The sequence below is a fragment of the Proteus faecis genome (assembly GCF_030286765.1).
GTDB lineage: Bacteria > Pseudomonadota > Gammaproteobacteria > Enterobacterales > Enterobacteriaceae > Proteus > Proteus faecis.
Genome location: NZ_JASVWV010000001.1, coordinates 187905 through 210385, shown reverse-complemented (window position 1 = coordinate 210385; position 22481 = coordinate 187905). Strand labels below are relative to the sequence as shown.

The window sequence follows — 22481 nt, the reverse complement described above, 5'->3', positions numbered from 1 at the left end:
AACCATTAATAAGTATGGCACATATATAGGAAAATGCTGGATTTATTTACCGCATTCTACTGAACCCATTAGTTGAACAATAGGAAAAATAACACCTAAAACGCAAATTTTCAGTACAAAAAATGCGTGTTATTTCACAAAAGATTTTTATTCATAATAGTCTGATAGAAAAACATTTTATCTGTATTGTTTTATTGTTACTTATCTTTATCGCTATAAAGCGCCACCTAAATTTACTTTTATGAAAATAGGTTCTACCTCATTTTTAAACGATTCAAGTGTAAATTTTTGGAAATTAAGATCATTATACCCTCTAAAGAAGAGTATTCCTCGTTCTAAATCAGTGAGTGTTGTCCATACTGAAAACTCACTGGTATGAAGAGCTTTTAATGTGTTATGACCCAGTAAAGGATCGATTGTAGAATTTTTAGGGCGATCAAAGCGGTTCATAATATGAGCCAGTTCAACAAGTTGTGTGTCCTGATCAAAAACTTGGTGATAATAAGTTGTGTAATAGACAGCACGAATAAATCTATCAACAGAAGTATCTGAGCTTGGCAATGTTGCTAACGCAATTCCACTATCCGGTTGTTTTACCTTAATATGTCCCAGTGTGCTGGTGGAAATATTAATATTAGAAAGATGAGTATAATTATTTAAGTTGGTCAGATGCCATGGAAATAATGGACCATTGGTCATGCAATAAGTTGGATTATCATAAATATGCAATTTCCCTTCTGAAACTTCAACAACAATGCAGGCTCCCGTCTTATCATAAAAAGCATAATGGAAAGGGCTGGGTAAATTGTGTAATAGAAATAACTTTTGTGACCAAAATGCCGTTTTAGGTATGTTTTGTTTTAATTCTTCAACGGTTGCGTATTGTGCTAAAGCCCATTCACCAATTGCTGCTATAGGCACTGAAGTTGCGTAGTTTTCAGGGCTAATGTCATCGAGTTTTGAATCAGGAAGCATGTTCAAGCTAAAAGAGAGTCCTTCTGTATTGACTCCTTCAAGTACATCTTTTGTTCCTTCTAAATTAATTGGCGCTGTAATGGCGATAAAAGGATATTTAACGGCATATTTTAACCCGGGGGTACCATCGGGGGCATTTTGTTGGAAGGTATGAGCTTTAGGATAATATGCAAATATTGAGGCAGGTTTATCGACTGAAAACTCCATTGTTCTACCATGATAAATGCGATTTTTCTTATCTTTAATAGCAAGGGTAGTACAAGCAAAAGCATGGGTATTTATTGTGTTATCAGACATTTTACATCCTTATTTCACTTACATTAATAAAATAGTTTATTAAAAGCATAGAAGAAATGAGGACAATAAGAGAGGAAAAATTAGCAGAATAGAAGAAAATATAGGAAGAGAAGAAAAAACGCCACGATAACCGTGGCGTTTGAGCTATTGACGTACTATTAAATTACAGAACGTGAACAGATGAAGTATTTGTTGTACCGCTATCAACTAGGGCACCAGTAACCATAACAACACGCTCACCAGCATGAGCTAAACCACTTGCTAATGCTGCTTCTTTACCAATACGGTAGAAGTCGTCAGTAGAAGCGATTTCGTTAACTAATTGCGTTGTTACACCTTTAACTAGTAGTAACTGACGAGCTGTTTCTTCGTTGTTTGTTAATGCTAAAATTGGTGCGGTTGGGAAATATTTACGGATAGAACGAGCTGATTTACCACCGAAAGTTGCAACAACAATTAGAGGTGCATCTAAGTTTTCAGCCATTTCTACGGCACCGCGACACACTGCTTCAGTTACGCGTAATTTCGCCGCTGTTTGTTTGTAATCAAGACGAGATTGCATGATACGGTCTGTACGATCACAAATAGTTGCCATGATAGTCACAGCTTCTACCGGGTATTTACCTTTCGCACTTTCACCTGACAACATAACAGCATCAGTACCATCTAAGATAGCATTTGCAACGTCACCAGCTTCAGCACGAGTAGGGCGTGGATTTTTGATCATGGAATCTAACATTTGCGTCGCAGTGATAACCACTTTACGCGCAGCGTTACATTTTTCGATCATCATTTTTTGTGCGAAGATAACTTCTTCAACAGGGATCTCAACACCTAAGTCACCACGAGCAACCATGATACCGTCAGAGGCTTCTAAGATTTCATCAAAATTGTTTAAACCTTCTTGGTTTTCAATTTTTGAGATGATCATAATGTTTTCGCCACCATGTGCTTTTAAGTGAGCACGCATCTCTTCAACGTCAGAACGCTTACGAATAAATGATGCAGCAACAAAATCAACGCCTTGTTCGCAACCAAAGATGAGGTCTTGTTTATCTTTTTCAGCTAATGCAGGTAAACCGATAGAAACGCCAGGTAAGTTAACACCTTTGTTTTCACCTAGATCACCGTTATTTAAAACTTCACAAACAACTTCTGTATCAGTTACAGCAGTTACTTTCATGCCGATAAGACCATCATCAACTAAAACGGTGTTACCAACAGTTAAATCTTTAGCGAAACCTTCATAAGTGACGGCAACGCGGTCTTTGTTACCAACAACAGTTTTGTCTGTAGTAAAAGTGAAAGTTTGACCAGCAACTAAAGTCACATCATTACCACCTTCTAATTTGATGGTACGGATTTCTGGTCCTTTAGTATCTAATAAGATAGCGGCTTTTTTGCCAGTTTTAGCGCAAATGTTACGCAGGTTTTTAATACGGTTGCCATGCTCTTCATAGTCACCGTGAGAGAAGTTTAGACGCATTACGTTCATGCCTGCGTCTAGTAATTGATTCAGTTTTTCTTCAGATTCGGTTTTTGGCCCGATGGTGCAAACAATTTTTGTCTTTTTCATGGCAGTCTATTTAATGGTTGTATTGTAATGGATGAATAAGGATTAATGTCGCTGTTTTCTATTAACAGTATCAGCGTTGCAAAACAGGATGTACAAACTCACCTCTAATAGATAAGTTGCGCAACATGTTAATGATTCAGCAACATCATAAAAATCTTGTCACTATTTTGTATCAAAGGTTGGCAGACATCTTACATTATAGTCTATCATGATTCATTTGTTCTGTTTTCTAAAGATGCCCGTAAATCAACACGCTGAAACCTTTCAACAAATTTATGTTTCGTATTATAGAGGTTAATTTCTATGAAGAAAATCGAAAAAAGGTAAATTTCAGTGATATAATCAAAATACAGTGCTGACTGCTTGTTTTTTAAGCATTTTGTTGCGCAATAAAATATTGCAAGCTAAATTAATGGTTTTGTAGGGTAGTAAGATAAGTAAAAATAAGAATATAGAGAAATGGTGCGTCCAAGTGGACTCGAACCACCGACCCCCACCATGTCAAGGTGGTGCTCTAACCAACTGAGCTATGGACGCACTGTATTGAGATGTTGTCGAAAAATAAATGGTGCGTCCAAGTGGACTCGAACCACCGACCCCCACCATGTCAAGGTGGTGCTCTAACCAACTGAGCTATGGACGCATTATCTATTAGGTGACAACGGGGACGAATATTAACGAGATGATTCGATTCTGGCAAGAGGAAAAACACAAAATTATATTCAACTGCTCGTATTTAAAGCTATTTGTTGATATTTGTGTCGTTCCTTTGCCTAAATAACCGTTTTTCTTTAACGCTCTGAGCGTAATAACACCACTTCATCAGATTGACGCTGGATCCACCAAATACGGGAACCCATCATAATTGCTGAGGCAGTTAAACCTAGAATAAAGCCAATCCAGAAACCAGCTGGCCCCATTGCTTCAACAAAGTAATTAGTACGTCCTAATATATAACCAGAAGGCAATCCAATTACCCAGTAGGCAATAAAAGTAATGAAAAAGATAGAACGGGTATCTTTATAGCCACGTAATACACCAGAACCAATGACTTGCACAGAGTCTGATAACTGATAAAGCGCAGCGAATAACATAAGATGAGACGCTAATGTTACCACTTCAATATTATCGTTATACATTAACGCAATTTTTTCTCTAAAGATGATAGAGAAAATTGCGGTACAACTTGCCAACATTAACCCAACAGCAAGTGCTGTAATCGCTGAAGTACGGGCTTGTTCTGTAGATCGTTGACCTAAGTTATGACCAACACGGATTGTTGCTGCTATTCCCAATGAAAGCGGGAACATAAACATCAGGGAGCTAAAGTTAAGTGCTATCTGGTGACTTGCAACTGCAGTAACACCTAAAGGTGAAACTAATAATGCAACAACGGCAAATAGTGTTACTTCAAAGAATAAGGCTAGGCCAACGGGTAAGCCTAAAATTGTAATACGTTTTATCGTGTGGAAATCAGGGCTTACTAAACGTTTCTTTGGCATAACGTCACGTTGTGTCGGTGCTCGACGTACGTAATAACGCATCATTAAGAACATCGCCCAGAATACAGAGGCTGTTGCAACACCGCAACCAATCCCCCCTAATTGTGGTGCACCAAACTTACCGTAAATAAAGGCATAGTTAACAGGGATATTAATCAATAATCCAATAAAACCAATGATCATGCCAGGTTTTGTTTTCGATAATCCCTCACATTGACTTCTCAGTACCTGATAATAGAGGCAACCAGGGGCACCCCACATAATGGCATGTATAAATCCAATGGCCTTTTCGGCTAATTCGGGCTCGATATCATGTTGCGCTTCAATAATAAAACGACAGTTATAAAGAATAGCAATTACCATGATTGATAAGAAAGTGGCGAGCCAAAAACCTTGCTGTGTACGATTAGCAATGTGTTTTCGTTGTCCTGAACCATTTAATTGTGCAACGATTGGTGTTAAAGCCATTAATATGCCTTGACCTAATAAAATCGTTGGTAACCAAATAGACGTACCTACTGCGACTGCCGACATCTCTGTGGCATTTACAGCACCCGCCATGACAGTATCAACCACTCCCATTGCTGTTTGGGAAAATTGCGCGATGATAACGGGGATACCGAGAGCAAGTAAGCTACGCGCTTCTTTTATATACTTCTGCACGCATACACCTTTATTTATTATAAGAAAACGAGAAAGGGAGAGAACAAACGTCGCGTTGTTAAAATGACGTAAAGAGATCCTCAAGACCGCTTATTCTAATGATAAAAGTTTAATTAGCAACGAAAGAAGTTAGGCTTTTTAAACACAGAATTTTGATAATTTATTAGGGGTTTTTACGCTATATTGAACGGTAATAATCAATAAGGAATAAATACGGTAATTGTTCCTTTGGATTAATCCGAGCTATGTTATCCTGAATAGCATAAAACCTAAATTGAGTTTACCAGTTTATCGACCCAAGGAGATGTAAGATGTTTACAGGTATTGTTCAGGGAAAAGGGCGGGTTATTGCTATCGAAGATAAAGGCGATTTTCGTACCCATATCATTGAATTACCCAACGAGTTAGTCAGCAATTTAGAAACAGGTGCTTCTGTTGCAAATAATGGTTGCTGTTTAACGGTTACTAAAATTGAAGGTACACATATTAGCTTTGATTTAGTGAAAGAGACATTACGTTTAACTAACCTTGGTGAATTAAAAGTCGGCTCTGAAGTAAATATTGAGCGAGCGGCTAAATATGGTGATGAAATTGGTGGGCATGTGATGTCTGGTCATATTGTGACAACGGCTGAAGTCGCCAAAATTATTACGTCAGAGAATAACTTACAAATCTGGTTCCGTATTTTTGATAAAGCATTAATGAAATATATTTTACACAAAGGTTTTATCGGTATTGATGGGATCAGCTTAACTGTTGGCGATGTGGTTAATAACCGTTTTTGTGTACATTTAATTCCTGAAACGCGTGATAGAACAACATTAGGTTGTAAACGTCTTGGTGACAAGGTCAATATTGAACTTGATCCGCAAACTCAGGCAATTGTCGATACGGTAGAGCGAGTTATGGCACAGCAGAAAGCTTTATTAGTGGCAACCGAACAAAATGAAAATAAGGAATGAAACACATAATTAACTATTAATGTGTTGCGCTAAAAATGGCACTAAAAAAGCCAGTTTAATCAATAAACTGGCTTTTTCTTTTTAAGAAAAATCAACGTGGAATTTGTAAGCCACCAATATGTCCTTTAGGGCTTAACATGATTTGCCATAATTGAATATCTCTAGCTCTAAATGCACCTGCACACGCATTTAGATAATAGCTAAACATGCGTTTAAAACGCGGTGTATAATTTGACTCAATGTCTGGCCAGCAGGCTAAAAATCGTTGATACCATGCCATTAAGGTTTTATCGTAATCAGCACCGAAATTGTGCCAATCTTCCATGACGAACTTACCATCTATCGCATTTGCAATTTTTTGAATTGAGGGTAAACAACCATTAGGAAATATATATTTACTAATCCAACTATCTACATTCACTTTATCTTGGTTAGAGCCGATAGTGTGTAATAAAAATAGGCCTTCTTCCTTTAAGTTACGGCGAGCTACATCAAAATAGGTTTCATAGTTTTTAGGTCCTACATGCTCAAACATACCGACTGAAACGATACGATCAAATTGTTCATGTAAATCGCGGTAGTCTTCTAAAATAATATTAACATCAAGTCCTTGGCATCGTTCTTGTGCCAATTTCTGCTGTTCAATAGAAATGGTAACCCCAGTGACAGAAACACCAAAATGTTTTGCCGCATAAGCAGAAAGTCCTCCCCAACCACAGCCAATATCTAGTAAGGTCATTCCTGGTTTTAGATCTAATTTTCGGCAAATTAAATCTAATTTATGTTCTTGGGCTTGGGCAAGATTATCGGCCTGTTTCCAGTATCCACAGGAATATTGCATATTAGGATCAAGCATGGCGATAAATAAATCATTACCGAGATCGTAATGTTCTTTACCTACCATCCATGCTCGTTTTTGTGTTTGTAAATTGAAAAGGCGTGCTGTCGCAATTCTGAAAATATCATGTAGATTTTTGGGAAGCTTGTTTTCAAGGCCTGCACGTAAAACTTTATGAAAAAATATATCCAGTCGTTCACAATCCCACCAGCCATCCATATAGCTTTCACCGAGTCCAAGCGAACCTTGCTGTAATACTCTTTTATAAAAATTTTGATTATGAACCTGAATATCATAAGGTTCTGAACCATTAACGCGAATATCAGCATGGGTTAATAGTTCGATAGCAATCCTTTTATAAGGATCATTGGAGGTCTTTCGGCCTTCTTCTACACAAGATGTACTCATAAACTCTCCGGCGTAAACTAAGCGGGTTTAGAGACATAAACTAAGAAAGAATGTGCGTAGATAGATATTATTAAAATAGTATTGTGTTCAATATGAATTGAACGGATAGAATTAATAAGACAACTAATCTCACATAATCAGCTAATAATTTGTTTAATGCCTCAAAATCCGAAAGGAAAATAGATAAAGCGCTGTTAAGCGTTTAGATAAGTATAGATATGTGAATTATTTTTCTCTATAAAATAAATCGGCCATTTTTTATAAAATAGCCGTTTTGAGAATTCTCTTAAAATAGAGGGGGGATTATTCAGTTGCTTGAACTGTGTGTTTGGTAACAGATTTATTACGCTGAATAAAGTAGCCAACTGCCATTGGGATCGCTGTTAACGCCATAATTGCAGTAGTGTTAATCAGGGGATGCTGGCTGATAAATGCAGATACAATAAAGCTAGCTAAACTACAAAGGCCAAGTTGAAGTGCATTTTGTAATGCAGCTGCTTTACCGCTAATTTCAGGATAAGCAGACAAAGCATTAGATACTGCAATTGGATACGATGCGCCATTCATTGCAGCCATAATACAGAACGGAATTAAAATAGTTGTTAATGTCGGTTCAGTAAATTTAGCAACAAGGTATAACGCAGTCATACTGACAGCATAACCAATTAATAACAGTGGTAGTAGCGTTTTACCTGTCATTTTTGACAGTAAAATGCGACAACCATAACCACCCACCATAAATGCAATAGTCTGTGGAATATAACTTAAACCGATATCCTGCGGAGAGTAGCCCATCTTTTCAAGAATGATGGGGGAGCCAGCTAACCAAGCAAAGAAACCTGCACTACAAGACGCGTAAACTAATACGTTACCAGTGTAGAGCGGGGATTTTAATAAAGTCATAAATGAAGCAGAAGATTGGTTTGCATCTGTGACGGATTTTTGTTTAATGTTTTTTAGCATTAACGTCGGTAACATCAGAACTAATGTTACTACCATTAACAGCATAAAAATCATACGCCAGCCACCGTGGTTTAATAATGATGCACCGATTAAAGGCGCAAGTGCTGGTGATAATGCAACCAGTGGCATAATTAACGCAAAAACGCGCTGAGCGCGAGATTCATCAAAACGGTCGATGACAAGAGCTTGCCAAATAACAGCTGCAGAGCAGACGCCGAAAGCTTGTAGGAAGCGCATAGCAAGTAAGCCAGTTGCACTTTCGACCCACAGCATACCAAGACAGCCTAAAGAGAAAAGACTTAAACCAACTAGAAGAATAGGTTTTCGACCGATTTTGTCTGAAAGTGGTCCCCAAAGTAATTGAGCAACAGCAAAGCCAAATAAAAAGATACTTAAGCTATTACTAATAGCACCTTCGCTGATAGAGAGTTCACGTTGCATCATACCAAACGCAGGTAAGTACATATCAATAGCTAAGTAACCTAGCATACTCAAACCTGCTAGGTACACCATAAAGCTCATAGGTGTTTTTGATTGTGTGGAAGTTTTAGAATTCATTTTATTTTCTATGCTATGTAATGTAGAACATTTTATGTATTGTAACTAAGACCTATTTTACTTGTGAAACGGGAATATTTGGTTAATGCTGTGAAAAATTTTCAAAGGAATAAACTCTATGTGGTCAGAATACTCTTTAGAAGTTGTTGATGCAGTCGCAAGAACAGGAAGTTTTAGCTCGGCTGCTCAAGAATTGCACAGAGTGCCATCCGCCGTTAGTTATACTGTTAGGCAACTAGAGGAATGGCTTGCTGTTCCTCTGTTTGAGCGTCGTCACCGTGATGTAGAATTAACCGATGCAGGTAAAATTTTCATCAAAGAAGCACGATCTGTTATCAAAAAAATGAATGACACTCGGCATCTTTGCCAACAAGTTTCTAATGGATGGCGTGGTCAATTCAGTATAGCCGTTGATGGCATTGTTAAACCTGAAAGAACACAACAACTTATTCTCGATTTCTACCGTCATTTTCCGGATATTGAACTGTATGTCTACCCTGAAGTGTTTAATGGCGTATGGGATTCTTTAGTTAATGGTCGTGTCGATTTAGCTATTGGTGCAACAAGAGCTTCACCCATTGGTGAACGTTATAGTTTTCGAGATATGGGATTTATGCCTTGGCGTTGTGTTTGTCATGTTGATCACCCTTTAGCGAAAGCACAACATCCACTAACGGATGATGAAATGCGACCTTATCCAAGTTTATGCTTAGAAGATACATCACGCAGTTTACCAAAGCGTGACACATGGGCGCTAAATAATCAACGTAGAATGGTTGTACCGACATGGGATATGGGGCTTGAATGCTTATTAGCTGGATTATGCGTAGGAATGGTACCTTGGCACCGTGCTGAACCTTTAATTGAACAAGGTACACTGGTTACTTTACAGCTGGCACAGCCATTGCCAGACAGCCCATGCTGCCTGACGTGGGTCGATAAAAGTGAATCGCCTGCTTTGACATGGTTGTTAGATTATCTTGGAGATAGCCAAACCTTAAATGAGGAATGGCTTCGCTAGAAATCAGATAACTGGATAAATAAGAATTAACGGCGGTAGTCGATAAAAGGACCATCGGCAACTGAACGGCGCTCAACTAATCGCGGATGAACTTCGATTGTTTGGGCGTCTTCGCGTTTATTGACGATGCGATCAAGCAACATTGATAATGCCATTTGACCTAAACGCTCTTTTGGCTGATGGACGGTTGTTAGCGCTGGTGTAAAATAACGTGCATTACGAATATTGTCGTAACCCACAATGGAAATATCTAAAGGAACACGCAGACCAAGTTCATCTGCAGCGCAAATTGCGCCCATTGCCATGACATCACCACCACAAAAAACAGCAGTAGGGCGATGTTTTTGATTTAGCATTTGGTACATAGCTTTATAACCAGATTCTGGTTCAAAGTCACCTTGTACAATCCATTCATCTTTTACTGTGATTTTTGCTTCTTCCATGGCTTTTAAGAAACCTTGTAAGCGACCACCACCTGTATTCCGTTCTAATGGACCAGGGATAATACCAATATCACGATGACCTCGCTCAATAAGGTAACGACCTGCGATATAACCACCATGTAAAGCGTTATCGATAATGGTATCTGTAAAGTCACCACGCGCTTTGCCCCAATCCATGACAACCATTGGAATATTACGATAGCCTTCTAAAAGAGTCAGAAGGTGATCGGGATATTCAGAACACATGACTAATAATCCATCAACACGTTTTTGTGCCAGCATGGCTAAATACGCTTTTTGCTTATCAAGATTGTTATGTGAGTTACATAAAATCAGGGTATAGCCTTTGCTATAACAACTATTTTCAACTGCTTCAATCACTTCAGCAAAGTAAGGAGCTTCACTGGACGTGGCTAACAGGCCTATAGATTTTGTGTGATTGACTTTTAAGCTACGCGCAACGGCACTTGGCGAATAATTTAATTCTTTTATAGCGGCCCAAACTGCTGCTCGTGTGTTCTCAGCAACAAAACGGGTTTTGTTGATCACATGAGAAACAGTCGTGGTTGATACGCCTGCGCGTTTTGCCACGTCTTTTATTGTTGCCATGGTGTGGAAAACTCCTGACCTTCATTGGTCTCTTTTATCTAATTTTATGGTTTAACTGCCAGTATAGTCATACATAGGGCAAACACTGGCAATAATTTAGCGATTAGCTGTGAATTTTGTATGATCTAGCTCAAAAGTGAAAGTATTAATCAATGTTATAAATTGTGCACTAGTCGCTATTTTAACAAATTCTGATATGTAATAATAATTAACCATGACAAGGTTATGGTTAATTATGTGTATTATAATCATTTTGAGGGAGAATAGATGGATACGGATCTGAAATTTGGTTTGAGTACAGCAATAGCAGCGCTGGTTATGATTGTTATTTTTTCTACTCTGCTTTTCTAATCATGTTTTAATAAGTACTCGATTAATTTAAGTAATAGATTATCGAATACTGAATATAACAAAGGGCTCAAGGCCCTTTGTTATTATGTCATCAAAAATGAATTTTACTCATTCACCTTTGATTATCACACTAAATTAAGCAAGGTTAGCTTCAACAAATGACCAGTTAACCAATGCCCAGAACTCTTCTAAATATTTAACGCGTGCATTGCGGTAGTCGATATAGTAAGCATGTTCCCATACGTCTACAGTTAACAGAGGTTTGTCTGTGCCTGAAACAGGTGTTGCAGCATTTGATGTGTTAACAATCGCAACTGAACCGTCAGCTTTTTTAACTAACCAAGTCCAACCTGAACCGAAGTTTTTTGCTGCAGCATCATTAAATTGCTTTTTGAATTCTTCAAAAGAGCCAAATGCTTTGTTGATAGCTTCAGCAATTTTACCTGTTGGTGCGCCACCTGCATTTGGTGCTAAGCAGTTCCAGTAGAAAGTGTGGTTCCATACTTGTGCAGCGTTATTGAAAACACCACCATCAGTAGACTTGATGATTTCTTCTAAAGATTTACTTTCTAAATCAGTACCTTTAACTAGGTTATTTAAATTAGTTACATAGGTTTGGTGGTGTTTGCCGTAGTGATATTCTAAAGTTTCTTTAGAGATGTGTGGTTCAAGAGCATCTAACGCATAAGGTAATTTTGGTAATTCGAAAGACATTGCGTACTCCTTTAAACTATCTATTTCGGGTTTTGTGCCTGAAATCATTCCATCAAAATTATTTGAATCGATAGAATGAGGCAAATGAATAACTAAGTTGTTACTATTTTGCTAATTATTTTAACAAAAATCTGCTGAAATAACAGCTAAATATCTTTTATCTATAATTATAAGCTATATAGATTAATTATACTCATAAGAGTATATCCCTCTTGCCTACACGTAAAGTAGCAAAATGGCATTTATAATGAGAGAAGTAAAAAGTACAAATTTCATTCTGTTATGTGGTTATTAGACTGGCAAATAAAATGGGGGGCAGTTCTGGATTGGCAACAAGACATGGTTTTTAAAGCTAAAAATTGTAACTAAAATAAAATATTTATAGTTATGTTAGGCTGTTATTATGTTGTAATTATGATTTCTCCTTTGAAAAGAGTTGGTTTAACTAGGAATTACCTTTATTTTAATTAGCATAGGCCTTGTTTGTAATTCCTAGAAATTATCCTCAAAAAGCTTATTTCATTAACAAGTTATTATTCCATAATAAGCGTATATATCATTTTCACCACGACTAAGAATAGAAATAATGCAAATATTTGGCGAACTCTTGGGATAGGAAGTCGATAAGCGACTTTCACACCGATAGGTGCGAAGAGAATGCTGGTAATACTTATTCCGATAAAGGCAGGTAAATAGATAAAGCCTAAGTAATAGTCATTAATATTTGTTTGACCCCACCCATAAATAATACCCATTATAGTCCCGATAGAGGCAATAATAACGCCGATCATTGATGATGTCGCAATGCATTTACGGGTATTAAATCCCCAATGACTTAAAAGAGGAATGGTGATCGTACCACCTGCAATACCAATAAAACTGGATATAAAGCCAATCAAAGAGCCGCCACTTGTTAACGCTGGTTTTGAAACAGTAGGATCTTTCACGTTTTCAATACGTTCCGCTTCTTTCTTTTTAGTTAATAATCCATAGATGGTATATACCATGAAAATACAGAACACGATTTGTAATATCGTATTTGACATTTTTTGTACCAGAAATGTCCCAACAAGCATACCGATGATAGTGCCGATAGATAATAGAGGAAATTGCTGCCATAAAATGGCTTTGTGTTTGTTATGAGAATACGCTGAAGATGCTGTAGAAAATATAATGACAGAGAAGGAGGTAGATAAGGCAATTTTCATCACCATATCTATTGGAATAGCTTGTTGACTCACAACATACATTACTACCGGAACAATGATTGCACCGCCTCCTATGCCAAGTAGCCCAGCAAAAAAGCCAGTGATACATCCTACTAAAAGAAATAGCAAAATCATGTCCATAATAGTTAATACTCATCAGGTTTTATAACAAACCTATCTATATACATTATATCCTTTTAAGAAGGTAGCGTTTTATCTTAATGTATAAATTATGAAATCTAATGTATTGGTTTTGATGTAAAAGTTGCTTTTTTTCTTCTTTAATATAAAGGATAGTTAGTGATTATGTCGGCGGTAAGATGAAGCACAGTCATAACCATCTGTAACGTATTGATTTATTTTTTATGTATCATGCGTGTTTTTTTATCAGTAATTTCATAGTTTAATACCAACTTATTGTTTTATATCGATAACTAAACTTATATAGAGGTTTCTAATATAAAGTGGTATTCTTCTTTCATGTTTTCCCCTATAAAGCATATCGAATATAAAAGGCTGTAAGGACTTACAAATGACGACTATTGAAAAAATTGAACGCCAGATCAACGAAAACCCAATTATTTTATACATGAAAGGTTCACCAAAATTACCAAGTTGTGGTTTTTCTGCTCAGGCAGTTCAAGCTATCTCTGCTTGTGGTGAGCGTTTTGCGTATGTTGATATCCTGCAAAACCCAGATATTCGTGCAGAATTACCAAAGTATGCACACTGGCCAACCTTCCCACAATTATGGGTAGATGGTGAATTAGTCGGTGGATGTGACATTATTTTAGAAATGTATCAGCGCGGTGAATTACAGAAGTTACTAAAAGAGACTGCTGATAAATATCGTGGTGAAGAAGAAGCACAGTAATTAATTTTTTATCGTTTCGCTATTGAAACGTATAAAAATAATCAGTTCTTCAAGAAAAAGCCAGTTCATTAGTGTGAACTGGCTTTTTCTATTATTCATATATGTATCAGCAAAATTATGGTTTCAAGGTGTAGGCAATGGCCATCCACCAAGCTTTTTCCAGCGGTTAACTAATTCACAAAAAAGTAATGATGTGCGATTAGTATCATATAACGCACCATGTGCTAATTTGCTATCAAAGGGAATACCAGCAGTGATACAGGCTTTAGCTAAAATTGTCTGTCCTAATACTAATCCACTTAAAGCCGCAGTATCAAAAGTGGCAAAAGGGTGAAAAGGGTTACGTTTTAATCCAGCACGTTCAGCTGCTGCCATTACAAAGCTGTGATCAAAATTTGCATTATGAGCCACAATAATGGCGCGATTACAATCTGCATCCTTCATTCCTTTACGCACCATTTTAAAAATGGCATGAAAAGCTTCATATTCACTGACTGCGCCACGTAAAGGGTTGGTTGGATCAATACCTGTAAATTCTAAGGCTGCCGGCTCTAAGTTAGCCCCTTCAAAAGGTTCAACATGAAAATGTAATGTGTTATCAGGTTTTAGCCAACCTTGTTCATCCATTTTTAATGTAATAGCGGCGATTTCAAGCAAACCATCTGTTTTCGCATTAAATCCACCTGTTTCAACATCAATAACTACAGGGTAGTAACCCCGAAAACGGTTACAAAGCTTATTGGGATTATTTATATCAGGCATTAAGTTGTACTTATCCGATAAAAATAAAATATCGGAAATTGATAATCAGTAAGGCCAGAAAGATAACATCTGTATCTTTCTGGTTTTAATAAAATTAGTTACCTAGAGCGTGACTTGCACTTTTATTTTCGATGAGCTCGATTTTATATCCATCAGGATCTTCAACAAAAGCAATAATTGTTGAGCCACCTTTTACTGGGCCTGCATCACGGGTAACATTACCGCCAGCTTGGCGAATGGCTTCACAGGTTGCGGCAACATCATCTACACCTAATGCCACATGCCCAAAAGCGGTTCCCATTTCGTAGCTATTTACACCCCAGTTATAGGTTAATTCGATAACTGCACCAGTGCTTTCATCACCATAACCAACAAAAGCTAACGAGTATTTATATTCCTCATTCTCGCTAGTGCGTAGAAGTTGCATACCTAAAACCTTGGTATAAAAGTCGATAGAACGTTGTAAGTCGCCCACACGGATCATGGTATGAAGTACTCGCATATAAACCTCTTGTGTTTTTTAATGATTAAACCCTACAGATAAACTGATGGCGGGGTACTATAACGCGTTAAAGCCCTAAAGTTCAATTTTACTACGCCTTTAACAGTTCAATAAACTATGTTGTGCAGTTAATATCTCTATTAACTATACTCTATTGTAACAAACAATAGGGAGGGAAAATCAAATGCAGGAACAATTAGAATTTTTTGATATTCCTAGCCCTTGTATTGGGCGTTGTGAAATGAATATGCAAGGATATTGTGTTGGCTGCTATCGCAGCCGTCAAGAGCGGTTTAATTGGTCAACAATGAATCAACAACAGAAAAGAAATATATTACGGCTTTGTCAGCAACGTTATTTAAGGTCATTAAAAAAAGTGGGTTCTGCAATTGAAAAAGAAAATAAACAACTCAATTTATTTTAAATGTTCTATTTATTTTTTAATATTAAAATAATAATTAACTATCTTTTTAATTCATTATTGTTATTTATTGTAGTCATGTGGTTTATTATTTTTTCTTTATTAATGTAAGGTTGCAATTTTAACTTATTACCAGACCACACTACTTTTAATTGGCTGATTATCAATGTGTTTTTTTTGTTTCGGATGTTGTCTGTAAAATAATAATTATTATTATGTAAAAAAATATAGATTAGTTTTTATAACAAGGTTATTCTTTATGAACTTTCGTGGCTAGAAAGAAATGGTTTAATTATGTCTGGAAAATAATTACTTATCTAATAAATAGGATATATAACTACATTAGTTATTAAAGGTAATGTTTTAATTAAAAAGAATAGGTAAATACTGTATTAAAAATGAATATCTAAACTTTGTAATAAGTTGACTGAAAATGCTAATTAAGGAGAGATAAGTGGAATCAACATTAGGAGCTGATTTAGCGCGTTTAGTTCGATTATGGCGTGCTTTAATTGATCATCGTCTCAAACCATTAAAATTAACTCAAACCCATTGGGTTACTTTGTACAATATCAGCCAATTACCTCCAGAGCAGTCACAAATCCAATTGGCAAAAGCAATAGGAATCGAACAACCATCTTTAGTAAGAACCTTAGATCAACTGGAAGAGAAAAAACTGATATGTCGGCATACATGTGCAAATGATCGTAGAGCAAAACGTATAAAATTAACAAAAGAATCTGAGCCTTTTATTAATGAGGTTTATGCTGTTATAGAAAAAACGAGACGAGAAATATTAGGTGGTATTCAACTAGAGGAAATAGAAAGACTAATAAGTACAATCCAAAAACTAGAAAAAAATATAAATAGGTTACATGACTAACAATTTCAAGTTTAATATATATTCTATTTAAATAATATTAATTATATGATGATAACTATACTCTCAATAATCCAATATTCAGCTAGATAACAAGTGAATGAGTCACTAGGAGCAAAATATGTAACTAGTGCGAGTAAACGATATCAATAATACTGAAGTTTGACGAGTATATAACAAAAATCATTATATATTCCTAATTATAGGAACTAGATTATATATTCGTTCTCTCTTTAGATTACTTATTATTGGATCATAAAATAAAACAGGCAACTTTAATGTTGCCTGTTTTTTGTTGCTAATTAGCGAGGAGAAACAGTTAAGTTATTTCCGTTACCGATAACTGCAACACGTTGACCTTGACGATACACGGTATTATCTGCTTTTTGAACGATAGCGACGGTTTTACCACTATCTAAACGAACTTCAATTTGAACACCTTTAGTCGTATTTAAAGCACCTTGTGCTTGTTGTCCTGCCATACCACCTGCAATTGCACCAGCGGCTGTTGCTAAGTTACGACCTGTTCCTCCGCCAACAGTGTTACCTAACATACCGCCAAGAACGGCACCACCGATAGCACCTAAAATATTTTCATCGCTACCCGCTTGAATATTCACTGCACGTACAGAAACCACTGTACCATAAGTAATATTTTGAGCTTGTTTGGCTTGGCTTGCAGTATAAGTGTCACCGGATAGTGAATTTGTATTCACACAACCAGTAAGTACAGTCATTGTGAAAAGGCCAATAAGTAAATGCTTAAACATAGTCACTCCTAAAGAAAACCTGAGGTAAATTGCTCAGATTATACCAATGTTATCTATTATCAGTTATAGCTTGTTTTTTGCGTATGTCGAGACTGATTTTAATAATATATAGCTTACTATATAGTAAAGGCCGATAGTAAAAACAGAAGAGATTTCTGAAAAAAGAGAATATAACATTATATGTTAAAAATTTGCATCATCTTGATTATAAGGAAAAGAACATGATAGCAGGGCGGTACATTGGCGTGATGTCTGGCACAAGCTTAGATGGTGTTGATGTTGTATTAGCTGCAATCAATAATAAGTTTGTTGCACAACAAGAAAATCATTTTCTGCCTTATCCACAAAATCTACGCCAACGAATTTTAGCTGTTTGCCAAGGGCAACCGACTACCTTGCATGAAATCGGCTTATTAGATGCTCAATTAGGTGAGCTTTATGCGCAAGCGATCATAGAGTTACTTGCAAAAGCGAAACTTAGCGCGAGTGATATTACGGCGATAGGGTGTCATGGGCAAACTGTTTGGCATGAGCCAGAAAGTGATATGCCATTTACTATGCAAATTGGTGACAATAACCGTGTTGCTACACTAACAGGAATTACGACAGTCGGTGATTTTCGTCGTAGAGATATCGCTTACGGCGGACAAGGCGCACCTTTAGTACCGGCTTTTCATCTTGCTGTATTAGGACATCCTGTTGAAAAACGTATTATTTTAAATATTGGTGGTATTGCCAATATCTCATTGTTATTACCCGGTATTGCAGTTAAAGGCTACGATACGGGACCAGGAAATATGCTATTAGATAGCTGGAATTGGATCCACAATCAAACACCATATGATGATAATGGCAAATGGGCTGCGACTGGCACTGTAAACCCAACTTTATTAAAAGATATGCTTTCGGATCCTTACTTTTCGCGTTCAGCACCTAAAAGTACAGGGCGAGAATATTTCAATACACAATGGTTAAATTACCATTTAGAAAGAGTACCTAATGTTTTTCCTGAAGATGTACAAGCAACGCTAGTTGAATTAACCGCGATAAGTATTGTGCAACAGATACAATTAAACGGTGGATGTGAACGTTTACTCGTTTGTGGTGGGGGGGCGCGAAATGGGCAAATTATGCATCGTTTAGCTTCATTATTACCCGGCACAGAAGTCACAACAACGGATAAATATGGTTTAAGTGGTGATGATATGGAGGCACTGGCATTTGCTTGGTTAGCAGCGCGCACTATTGCAAATGAATCAGGGAATTTACCTTCTGTAACAGGGGCATCGAGAGAAACCGTTTTAGGGGCGATTTACCCTACAAATCCTCGTTAAGCGTGATATGCTGAATGTAGTTTCTCAAAAGAGAGAGTGAAAAATGACACAACTTGATTTTATTGATGTTGCTGATTTACGCCGCGAATATATGAACGGTGGGCTACGACGTCATGAATTAACTGAACAGCCATTAGTTTTGTTTGAAAAATGGTTAAAGCAGGCTTGTGAAGCGCGTTTGAGTGATCCTACTGCAATGTGTGTTGCAACTGTTGATGAAAATGGTCAACCTTACCAACGCATTGTGTTATTAAAACATTTCGATGAACATGGCTTAGTCTTTTATACCAATTTAGGCAGTCGCAAAGCGAGTCATTTAGAGCACAATCAACGCGTCAGTTTATTATTCCCTTGGTATCCATTAGAAAGACAAGTTTGTTTTTTAGGGAAAGCCGAAAAACTATCTCCTATTGAAGTTATTAAATATTTCCATAGTCGCCCTAAAGATAGTCAAATTGCAGCGTGGGCTTCTCGACAGTCTTCCCGCATTTCCGCAAGAGGCGTGTTAGAAAGTAAGTTTCTAGAATTAAAGCAGAAATTCCAAAATGGGGAAGTGCCATTACCGAGTTTCTGGGGGGGATATCGTGTGATATTTGATTCTGTTGAATTTTGGCAAGGACGAGAAAATCGGCTACACGATCGCTTTATCTATCAAAAATCACCACAAGGATGGGACATTGAGCGGTTAGCACCTTAATAGCGTGTTAATAAATTTACCTCAAAAAGTCTTTTTCTACTGGTACTTAATGTAGTGGCGCTTTATGCTATACCACTCGTGTTTCACTTATATTTTAAATAGACAAAAAACAATAAACCGATGGAGTCATTGATGTCTAGCAAGAACCTAATCACACAATTGCAGGAGCGTGGGCTAATCGCTCAGGTCACGGATGAGGCAGCTTTAGTAGAGCGTTTGGAGCAAGGTCCTATCGCTCTCTATTGTGGCTTCGATCCTACCGCTGATAGCCTGCATTTGGGGCATTTGGTTCCTTTGCTGTGTTTAAAACGATTCCAACTAGCCGGGCATAAGCCTGTGGCGTTGGTGGGTGGTGCAACGGGTCTAATTGGTGATCCTAGTTTTAAAGCCACCGAGCGCAAACTGAATACCCAAGATACTGTTCACGAATGGGTAGAAAAAATTCGTAAACAAGTGTCACCTTTTTTAGATTTCAACAGTGGTGAAAACAGTGCGGAATTAGCAAACAACTATGACTGGTTCGGTCAAATGGATGTGCTGACATTCCTGCGTGATATCGGTAAACACTTCTCTGTGAACCAAATGATCAACAAAGAAGCGGTTAAACAACGTTTAAACCGTGACGATGTGGGTATCTCTTTTACTGAATTCGCCTATAACCTATTACAAGCTTATGACTTTGCGTCATTAAATACGCATTTAGGTGTTGAATTGCAAATCGGTGGCTCTGATCAGTGGGGTAATATTACTTCAGGTATCGATTTAACCCGTCGTTTCAACCAGAAACAAGTATTTGGTATGACTGTACCATTAATTACTAAATCTGATGGTACTAAATTCGGTAAGACAGAAGGTGGTGCGGTTTGGTTAGATCCTAAGAAAACAAGCCCATACAAATTCTACCAGTTCTGGATCAATACAGCAGATGCTGACGTTTATCGCTTCTTAAAATTCTTCACATTTATGAGCATCGAAGAAATTAATGCACTTGAAGAAGAAGATAAAAATAGCGGTCAAGCGCCTCGTGCTCAACGTGTATTGGCAGAACTTGTTACTGGTTTGGTTCATGGTGAAGAAGGTTTAATCGCCGCTAAACGTATTACAGAAAGCTTATTCTCTGGTGCAATTGCAGACTTAACACAAGCTGACCTTGAACAATTAGCACAAGATGGTATGCCAACAATTGAGTTAGAAAAAGGCAGTGATTTGCAACAAGCGCTGGTTAACGCAGAATTAGTTCCTTCTCGCGGTCAGGCTCGTACAATGATTGGCTCTAACGCAGTTTCAATTAATGGCGAAAAACAAGATAATCCTGAATACATCTTTGAAGAAAAAGATTTCTTATTTGGTCATTACTCCATTTTACGTCGTGGTAAAAAACATTACTGCCTCGTTATCTGGAAATAATTGACAGTAAAGGGCAGCCGGTGAGTTGCCCTTTTTCTTAATAACAATAAATAAATGTATATACCTCGCCTATGATGATAAAGCTTGGGTGTTGTGTGTATTCACAATAATCGGTTTATGTCATGAAAAATATACTCTCTATTCAGTCACATGTTGTTTTTGGTCATGCCGGTAACAGTGCCTCTGAGTTTCCAATGCGTCGTATGGGGGTGAATGTTTGGCCTCTAAATACAGTGCAGTTTTCAAATCACACTCAATATCCAGAAAAATGGACTGGCTGTGTCATGTCAGCAGAACATATTACGGAGATTGTTGATGGTATTGCCACAATCGGTAAACTTTCACAATGTGATGCAGTACTAAGTGGTTATTTAGGATCGGCTGAGCAGGGTTTGCGTATTGTTGATATCGTTAAAAAAGTAAAACAAGCGAATCCTAACGCATGGTATTTTTGTGATCCTGTAATGGGGCATCCTGAAAAAGGATGTATTGTTCCTCCTGCTGTTTCTGGTGTGCTATGTGAAGAAGCATTACCTATTAGTGATATCATTGCACCTAATTTATTAGAGCTTGAAACATTAAGTGGTGGTAAAGCCCTTCATAATGTTGATGAGTGCGTAAATGCCGCTCGTGAATTATGTAAACAAGGTCCTAAGGTTGTATTAGTAAAACATTTATCACGTGCTGGATATCGACATGATCGTTTTGAAATGCTGTTAGTAACCGCAGAACATAGTTGGCATGTTAGTCGTCCACTAGTTGATTTTGGTGAACGTCAACCCGTGGGGGTGGGTGATTTAACAAGTGGTTTAATGCTGGTGGATTTACTCAAAGGTGTTGAATTACAAACCGCATTAGAGCACGTTGCCTCAGCAGTTTATGAAGTGATGCTAAAAACAAAAGAGATGAATGAGTACGAACTGCAACTCGTTGCAGCTCAAGATCAAATGGTGCATCCAACACACAGATTCTGCGCAACACAACTAGATTAAATTAATCGACTTTAAGAGAAGAAAAAGCGGATATTAATGTGATATCCGCTTTTTTATTGAGTTTTAATTTACTCTTTAATTAACCCTTCAGTGACCAGTGCACTATGTACATTAGGTCGTTGTGCAATGCGTTTTAGGTAGTTTTGTAGGTGTGTTAAATCTGTTAAATCTAAACCAACATGCGGTGCCCATTGGCTTAATGTAAATAAATAGGCATCAATAACCGTAAAATGATCACCACATGCACATTTTTGTTTGCTCAATACATCATTAATATAAGCGAATTTGCTTTTTAATTTAGTTTTAACAATAGGTACATAGCTTTCAGGTGTATCTGGTGAAAATAGAGGGCCATAGCCTTTATGCACTTCACTTGCAAGAAAGTTTAACCATTCAATTTGATGATAACGTTCTAGCGATTTTGGCGATGCAATTAAATTTCTATCAGGTTTTAAGTCAGCAAGGTATTGAACAATTGCAACGCCTTCAGTCAAAATATCACCATTATCTAATTGAAGAACAGGAACTTGGCCTTTTGGATTGATGGTTAGAAAATCTTTTCCCGATTCTGTTTTCTTAGCACGTAAGTCGATTCGCTCTATTGAGAAATCTAAACCGGTCTCACGTAAAACGATATGAGGGGAAAGCGAGCAACTACCGGGCGTGTAGTACAATTTCATATTGAATAGCTCCCTATCAATGAGGTGGTGAATTAACTTACAGATATTAGAATATCTTCACTAATATAAGATGA

At 37.3% G+C, this 22481-nt stretch carries 22 protein-coding genes and 2 tRNA genes; 10 read left to right on the top strand and 14 right to left on the bottom strand.

The genetic code is table 11. The features are described 5' to 3' along the window. Nucleotides 1–213: 213 nt before the first annotated feature. From QSH13_RS00965 to QSH13_RS00945, 5 genes are all read right to left on the bottom strand, one after another. On the bottom strand, nt 214–1272 hold the full coding sequence (locus QSH13_RS00965) for a linear amide C-N hydrolase (RefSeq protein WP_109406348.1): 1059 nt from the start codon (nt 1270–1272) through the stop codon (nt 214–216). Between the two features lie 163 nt (nt 1273–1435). Further along, on the bottom strand, nt 1436–2848 hold the full coding sequence (gene pykF, locus QSH13_RS00960; protein ID WP_109397300.1) for a pyruvate kinase PykF: 1413 nt from the start codon (nt 2846–2848) through the stop codon (nt 1436–1438). A gap of 460 nt (nt 2849–3308) precedes the next feature. Further along, nucleotides 3309–3385: transfer RNA gene (locus QSH13_RS00955), tRNA-Val, on the bottom strand. A gap of 29 nt (nt 3386–3414) precedes the next feature. After that, a tRNA-Val gene (locus QSH13_RS00950) sits at nt 3415–3491 on the bottom strand. Nucleotides 3492–3639: 148 nt separating this feature from the next. Beyond that, a complete protein-coding gene (locus QSH13_RS00945) occupies nt 3640–5013 on the bottom strand; it encodes an MATE family efflux transporter (RefSeq protein ID WP_109397301.1) in 1374 nt (457 codons plus the stop codon). A 311-nt stretch (nt 5014–5324) separates the two neighbouring features. Between QSH13_RS00945 and QSH13_RS00940 the strand changes: the two genes are divergently transcribed. After that, nucleotides 5325–5975, top strand: a complete 651-nt coding sequence (locus QSH13_RS00940; RefSeq protein WP_109397302.1) for a riboflavin synthase subunit alpha — start codon at nt 5325–5327, stop codon at nt 5973–5975. Nucleotides 5976–6066: 91 nt separating this feature from the next. Here QSH13_RS00940 and cfa read toward each other — a convergent pair whose 3' ends face one another. Further along, entirely contained in the window at nt 6067–7221 is a 1155-nt protein-coding gene (gene cfa / locus QSH13_RS00935) for a cyclopropane fatty acyl phospholipid synthase (RefSeq protein ID WP_109397303.1), read from the bottom strand. A gap of 303 nt (nt 7222–7524) precedes the next feature. Then, a complete protein-coding gene (gene punC / locus QSH13_RS00930; protein ID WP_196543951.1) occupies nt 7525–8742 on the bottom strand; it encodes a purine nucleoside transporter PunC in 1218 nt (405 codons plus the stop codon). A 118-nt stretch (nt 8743–8860) separates the two neighbouring features. Between punC and punR the strand changes: the two genes are divergently transcribed. Continuing rightward, nucleotides 8861–9763 (top strand): DNA-binding transcriptional activator PunR, encoded by a 903-nt coding sequence (gene punR / locus QSH13_RS00925; protein WP_109397305.1) that lies wholly within the window; start codon nt 8861–8863, stop codon nt 9761–9763. Between the two features lie 26 nt (nt 9764–9789). Here the strand turns inward: punR and purR are convergent, their stop codons facing one another. Continuing rightward, nucleotides 9790–10815 carry an HTH-type transcriptional repressor PurR gene (gene purR / locus QSH13_RS00920; protein WP_286038691.1) on the bottom strand — a complete coding sequence of 342 codons (1026 nt, stop codon included), beginning with the start codon at nt 10813–10815 and terminating at the stop codon, nt 9790–9792. A gap of 267 nt (nt 10816–11082) precedes the next feature. Between purR and cydH the strand changes: the two genes are divergently transcribed. Then, nucleotides 11083–11166 (top strand): cytochrome bd-I oxidase subunit CydH, encoded by an 84-nt coding sequence (gene cydH / locus QSH13_RS18510; RefSeq protein WP_109397306.1) that lies wholly within the window; start codon nt 11083–11085, stop codon nt 11164–11166. A 135-nt stretch (nt 11167–11301) separates the two neighbouring features. Here cydH and sodB read toward each other — a convergent pair whose 3' ends face one another. Beyond that, entirely contained in the window at nt 11302–11880 is a 579-nt protein-coding gene (gene sodB, locus QSH13_RS00915; RefSeq protein ID WP_109397307.1) for a superoxide dismutase [Fe], read from the bottom strand. Between the two features lie 533 nt (nt 11881–12413). Further along, nucleotides 12414–13229, bottom strand: a complete 816-nt coding sequence (locus QSH13_RS00910) for a sulfite exporter TauE/SafE family protein (protein WP_109397308.1) — start codon at nt 13227–13229, stop codon at nt 12414–12416. 391 nt (nt 13230–13620) lie between these two features. On the opposite strand from QSH13_RS00910, the gene QSH13_RS00905 reads away from it, so the two are divergent. Beyond that, nucleotides 13621–13962 (top strand): Grx4 family monothiol glutaredoxin, encoded by a 342-nt coding sequence (locus tag QSH13_RS00905; protein WP_006537039.1) that lies wholly within the window; start codon nt 13621–13623, stop codon nt 13960–13962. A 123-nt stretch (nt 13963–14085) separates the two neighbouring features. Here the strand turns inward: QSH13_RS00905 and rnt are convergent, their stop codons facing one another. Further along, nucleotides 14086–14724, bottom strand: coding sequence for a ribonuclease T (rnt, locus tag QSH13_RS00900; RefSeq protein ID WP_075673239.1), 639 nt, complete (start codon nt 14722–14724; stop codon nt 14086–14088). A 94-nt stretch (nt 14725–14818) separates the two neighbouring features. Then, complete coding sequence (gene gloA / locus QSH13_RS00895) at nt 14819–15226, bottom strand: lactoylglutathione lyase (RefSeq protein ID WP_036937247.1); 408 nt, start codon at nt 15224–15226, stop codon at nt 14819–14821. A gap of 184 nt (nt 15227–15410) precedes the next feature. On the opposite strand from gloA, the gene QSH13_RS00890 reads away from it, so the two are divergent. Beyond that, entirely contained in the window at nt 15411–15650 is a 240-nt protein-coding gene (locus QSH13_RS00890; protein WP_109397309.1) for a DUF1289 domain-containing protein, read from the top strand. Between the two features lie 451 nt (nt 15651–16101). Next, nucleotides 16102–16530: a transcriptional regulator SlyA gene (slyA, locus tag QSH13_RS00885; protein ID WP_109397310.1), complete on the top strand. Its 429-nt coding sequence runs from the start codon at nt 16102–16104 to the stop codon at nt 16528–16530. 299 nt (nt 16531–16829) lie between these two features. Here the strand turns inward: slyA and QSH13_RS00880 are convergent, their stop codons facing one another. Beyond that, a complete protein-coding gene (locus tag QSH13_RS00880; RefSeq protein ID WP_109397311.1) occupies nt 16830–17297 on the bottom strand; it encodes an outer membrane lipoprotein in 468 nt (155 codons plus the stop codon). A gap of 221 nt (nt 17298–17518) precedes the next feature. On the opposite strand from QSH13_RS00880, the gene anmK reads away from it, so the two are divergent. The 4 genes from anmK (at nt 17519) to pdxY (ending at nt 21727) form a co-directional block, all read left to right on the top strand. Next, nucleotides 17519–18631: an anhydro-N-acetylmuramic acid kinase gene (gene anmK, locus QSH13_RS00875; RefSeq protein ID WP_109406346.1), complete on the top strand. Its 1113-nt coding sequence runs from the start codon at nt 17519–17521 to the stop codon at nt 18629–18631. A gap of 43 nt (nt 18632–18674) precedes the next feature. Continuing rightward, a complete protein-coding gene (pdxH, locus tag QSH13_RS00870; RefSeq protein ID WP_109397313.1) occupies nt 18675–19328 on the top strand; it encodes a pyridoxamine 5'-phosphate oxidase in 654 nt (217 codons plus the stop codon). A 132-nt stretch (nt 19329–19460) separates the two neighbouring features. Then, nucleotides 19461–20735, top strand: coding sequence for a tyrosine--tRNA ligase (gene tyrS, locus QSH13_RS00865; RefSeq protein WP_109397314.1), 1275 nt, complete (start codon nt 19461–19463; stop codon nt 20733–20735). 122 nt (nt 20736–20857) lie between these two features. Further along, nucleotides 20858–21727 carry a pyridoxal kinase PdxY gene (gene pdxY, locus QSH13_RS00860; RefSeq protein ID WP_109397315.1) on the top strand — a complete coding sequence of 290 codons (870 nt, stop codon included), beginning with the start codon at nt 20858–20860 and terminating at the stop codon, nt 21725–21727. Nucleotides 21728–21795: 68 nt separating this feature from the next. Here pdxY and gstA read toward each other — a convergent pair whose 3' ends face one another. After that, nucleotides 21796–22407, bottom strand: coding sequence for a glutathione transferase GstA (gene gstA / locus QSH13_RS00855; RefSeq protein ID WP_109397316.1), 612 nt, complete (start codon nt 22405–22407; stop codon nt 21796–21798). Nucleotides 22408–22481 lie beyond the last annotated feature (74 nt).

Excerpts from the sequence above, each read along its gene's own strand:
- sodB (WP_109397307.1), bottom strand. The coding sequence starts at position 11,880 with ATGTCTTTCGAATTACCAAAATTACCTTATGCGTTAGATGCTCTTGAA.
- punR (WP_109397305.1), top strand. The coding sequence starts at position 8,861 with ATGTGGTCAGAATACTCTTTAGAAGTTGTTGATGCAGTCGCAAGAACA.
- QSH13_RS00880 (WP_109397311.1), bottom strand. The coding sequence starts at position 17,297 with ATGTTTAAGCATTTACTTATTGGCCTTTTCACAATGACTGTACTTACT.
- purR (WP_286038691.1), bottom strand. The coding sequence starts at position 10,815 with ATGGCAACAATAAAAGACGTGGCAAAACGCGCAGGCGTATCAACCACG.
- gloA (WP_036937247.1), bottom strand. The coding sequence starts at position 15,226 with ATGCGAGTACTTCATACCATGATCCGTGTGGGCGACTTACAACGTTCT.
- QSH13_RS00940 (WP_109397302.1), top strand. The coding sequence starts at position 5,325 with ATGTTTACAGGTATTGTTCAGGGAAAAGGGCGGGTTATTGCTATCGAA.
- cfa (WP_109397303.1), bottom strand. The coding sequence starts at position 7,221 with ATGAGTACATCTTGTGTAGAAGAAGGCCGAAAGACCTCCAATGATCCT.
- anmK (WP_109406346.1), top strand. The coding sequence starts at position 17,519 with ATGATAGCAGGGCGGTACATTGGCGTGATGTCTGGCACAAGCTTAGAT.
- tyrS (WP_109397314.1), top strand. The coding sequence starts at position 19,461 with ATGTCTAGCAAGAACCTAATCACACAATTGCAGGAGCGTGGGCTAATC.
- pykF (WP_109397300.1), bottom strand. The coding sequence starts at position 2,848 with ATGAAAAAGACAAAAATTGTTTGCACCATCGGGCCAAAAACCGAATCT.
- QSH13_RS00910 (WP_109397308.1), bottom strand. The coding sequence starts at position 13,229 with ATGGACATGATTTTGCTATTTCTTTTAGTAGGATGTATCACTGGCTTT.
- QSH13_RS00965 (WP_109406348.1), bottom strand. The coding sequence starts at position 1,272 with ATGTCTGATAACACAATAAATACCCATGCTTTTGCTTGTACTACCCTT.
- QSH13_RS00905 (WP_006537039.1), top strand. The coding sequence starts at position 13,621 with ATGACGACTATTGAAAAAATTGAACGCCAGATCAACGAAAACCCAATT.
- QSH13_RS00890 (WP_109397309.1), top strand. The coding sequence starts at position 15,411 with ATGCAGGAACAATTAGAATTTTTTGATATTCCTAGCCCTTGTATTGGG.
- punC (WP_196543951.1), bottom strand. The coding sequence starts at position 8,742 with ATGAATTCTAAAACTTCCACACAATCAAAAACACCTATGAGCTTTATG.
- rnt (WP_075673239.1), bottom strand. The coding sequence starts at position 14,724 with ATGCCTGATATAAATAATCCCAATAAGCTTTGTAACCGTTTTCGGGGT.
- gstA (WP_109397316.1), bottom strand. The coding sequence starts at position 22,407 with ATGAAATTGTACTACACGCCCGGTAGTTGCTCGCTTTCCCCTCATATC.
- pdxY (WP_109397315.1), top strand. The coding sequence starts at position 20,858 with ATGAAAAATATACTCTCTATTCAGTCACATGTTGTTTTTGGTCATGCC.
- pdxH (WP_109397313.1), top strand. The coding sequence starts at position 18,675 with ATGACACAACTTGATTTTATTGATGTTGCTGATTTACGCCGCGAATAT.
- cydH (WP_109397306.1), top strand. The coding sequence starts at position 11,083 with ATGGATACGGATCTGAAATTTGGTTTGAGTACAGCAATAGCAGCGCTG.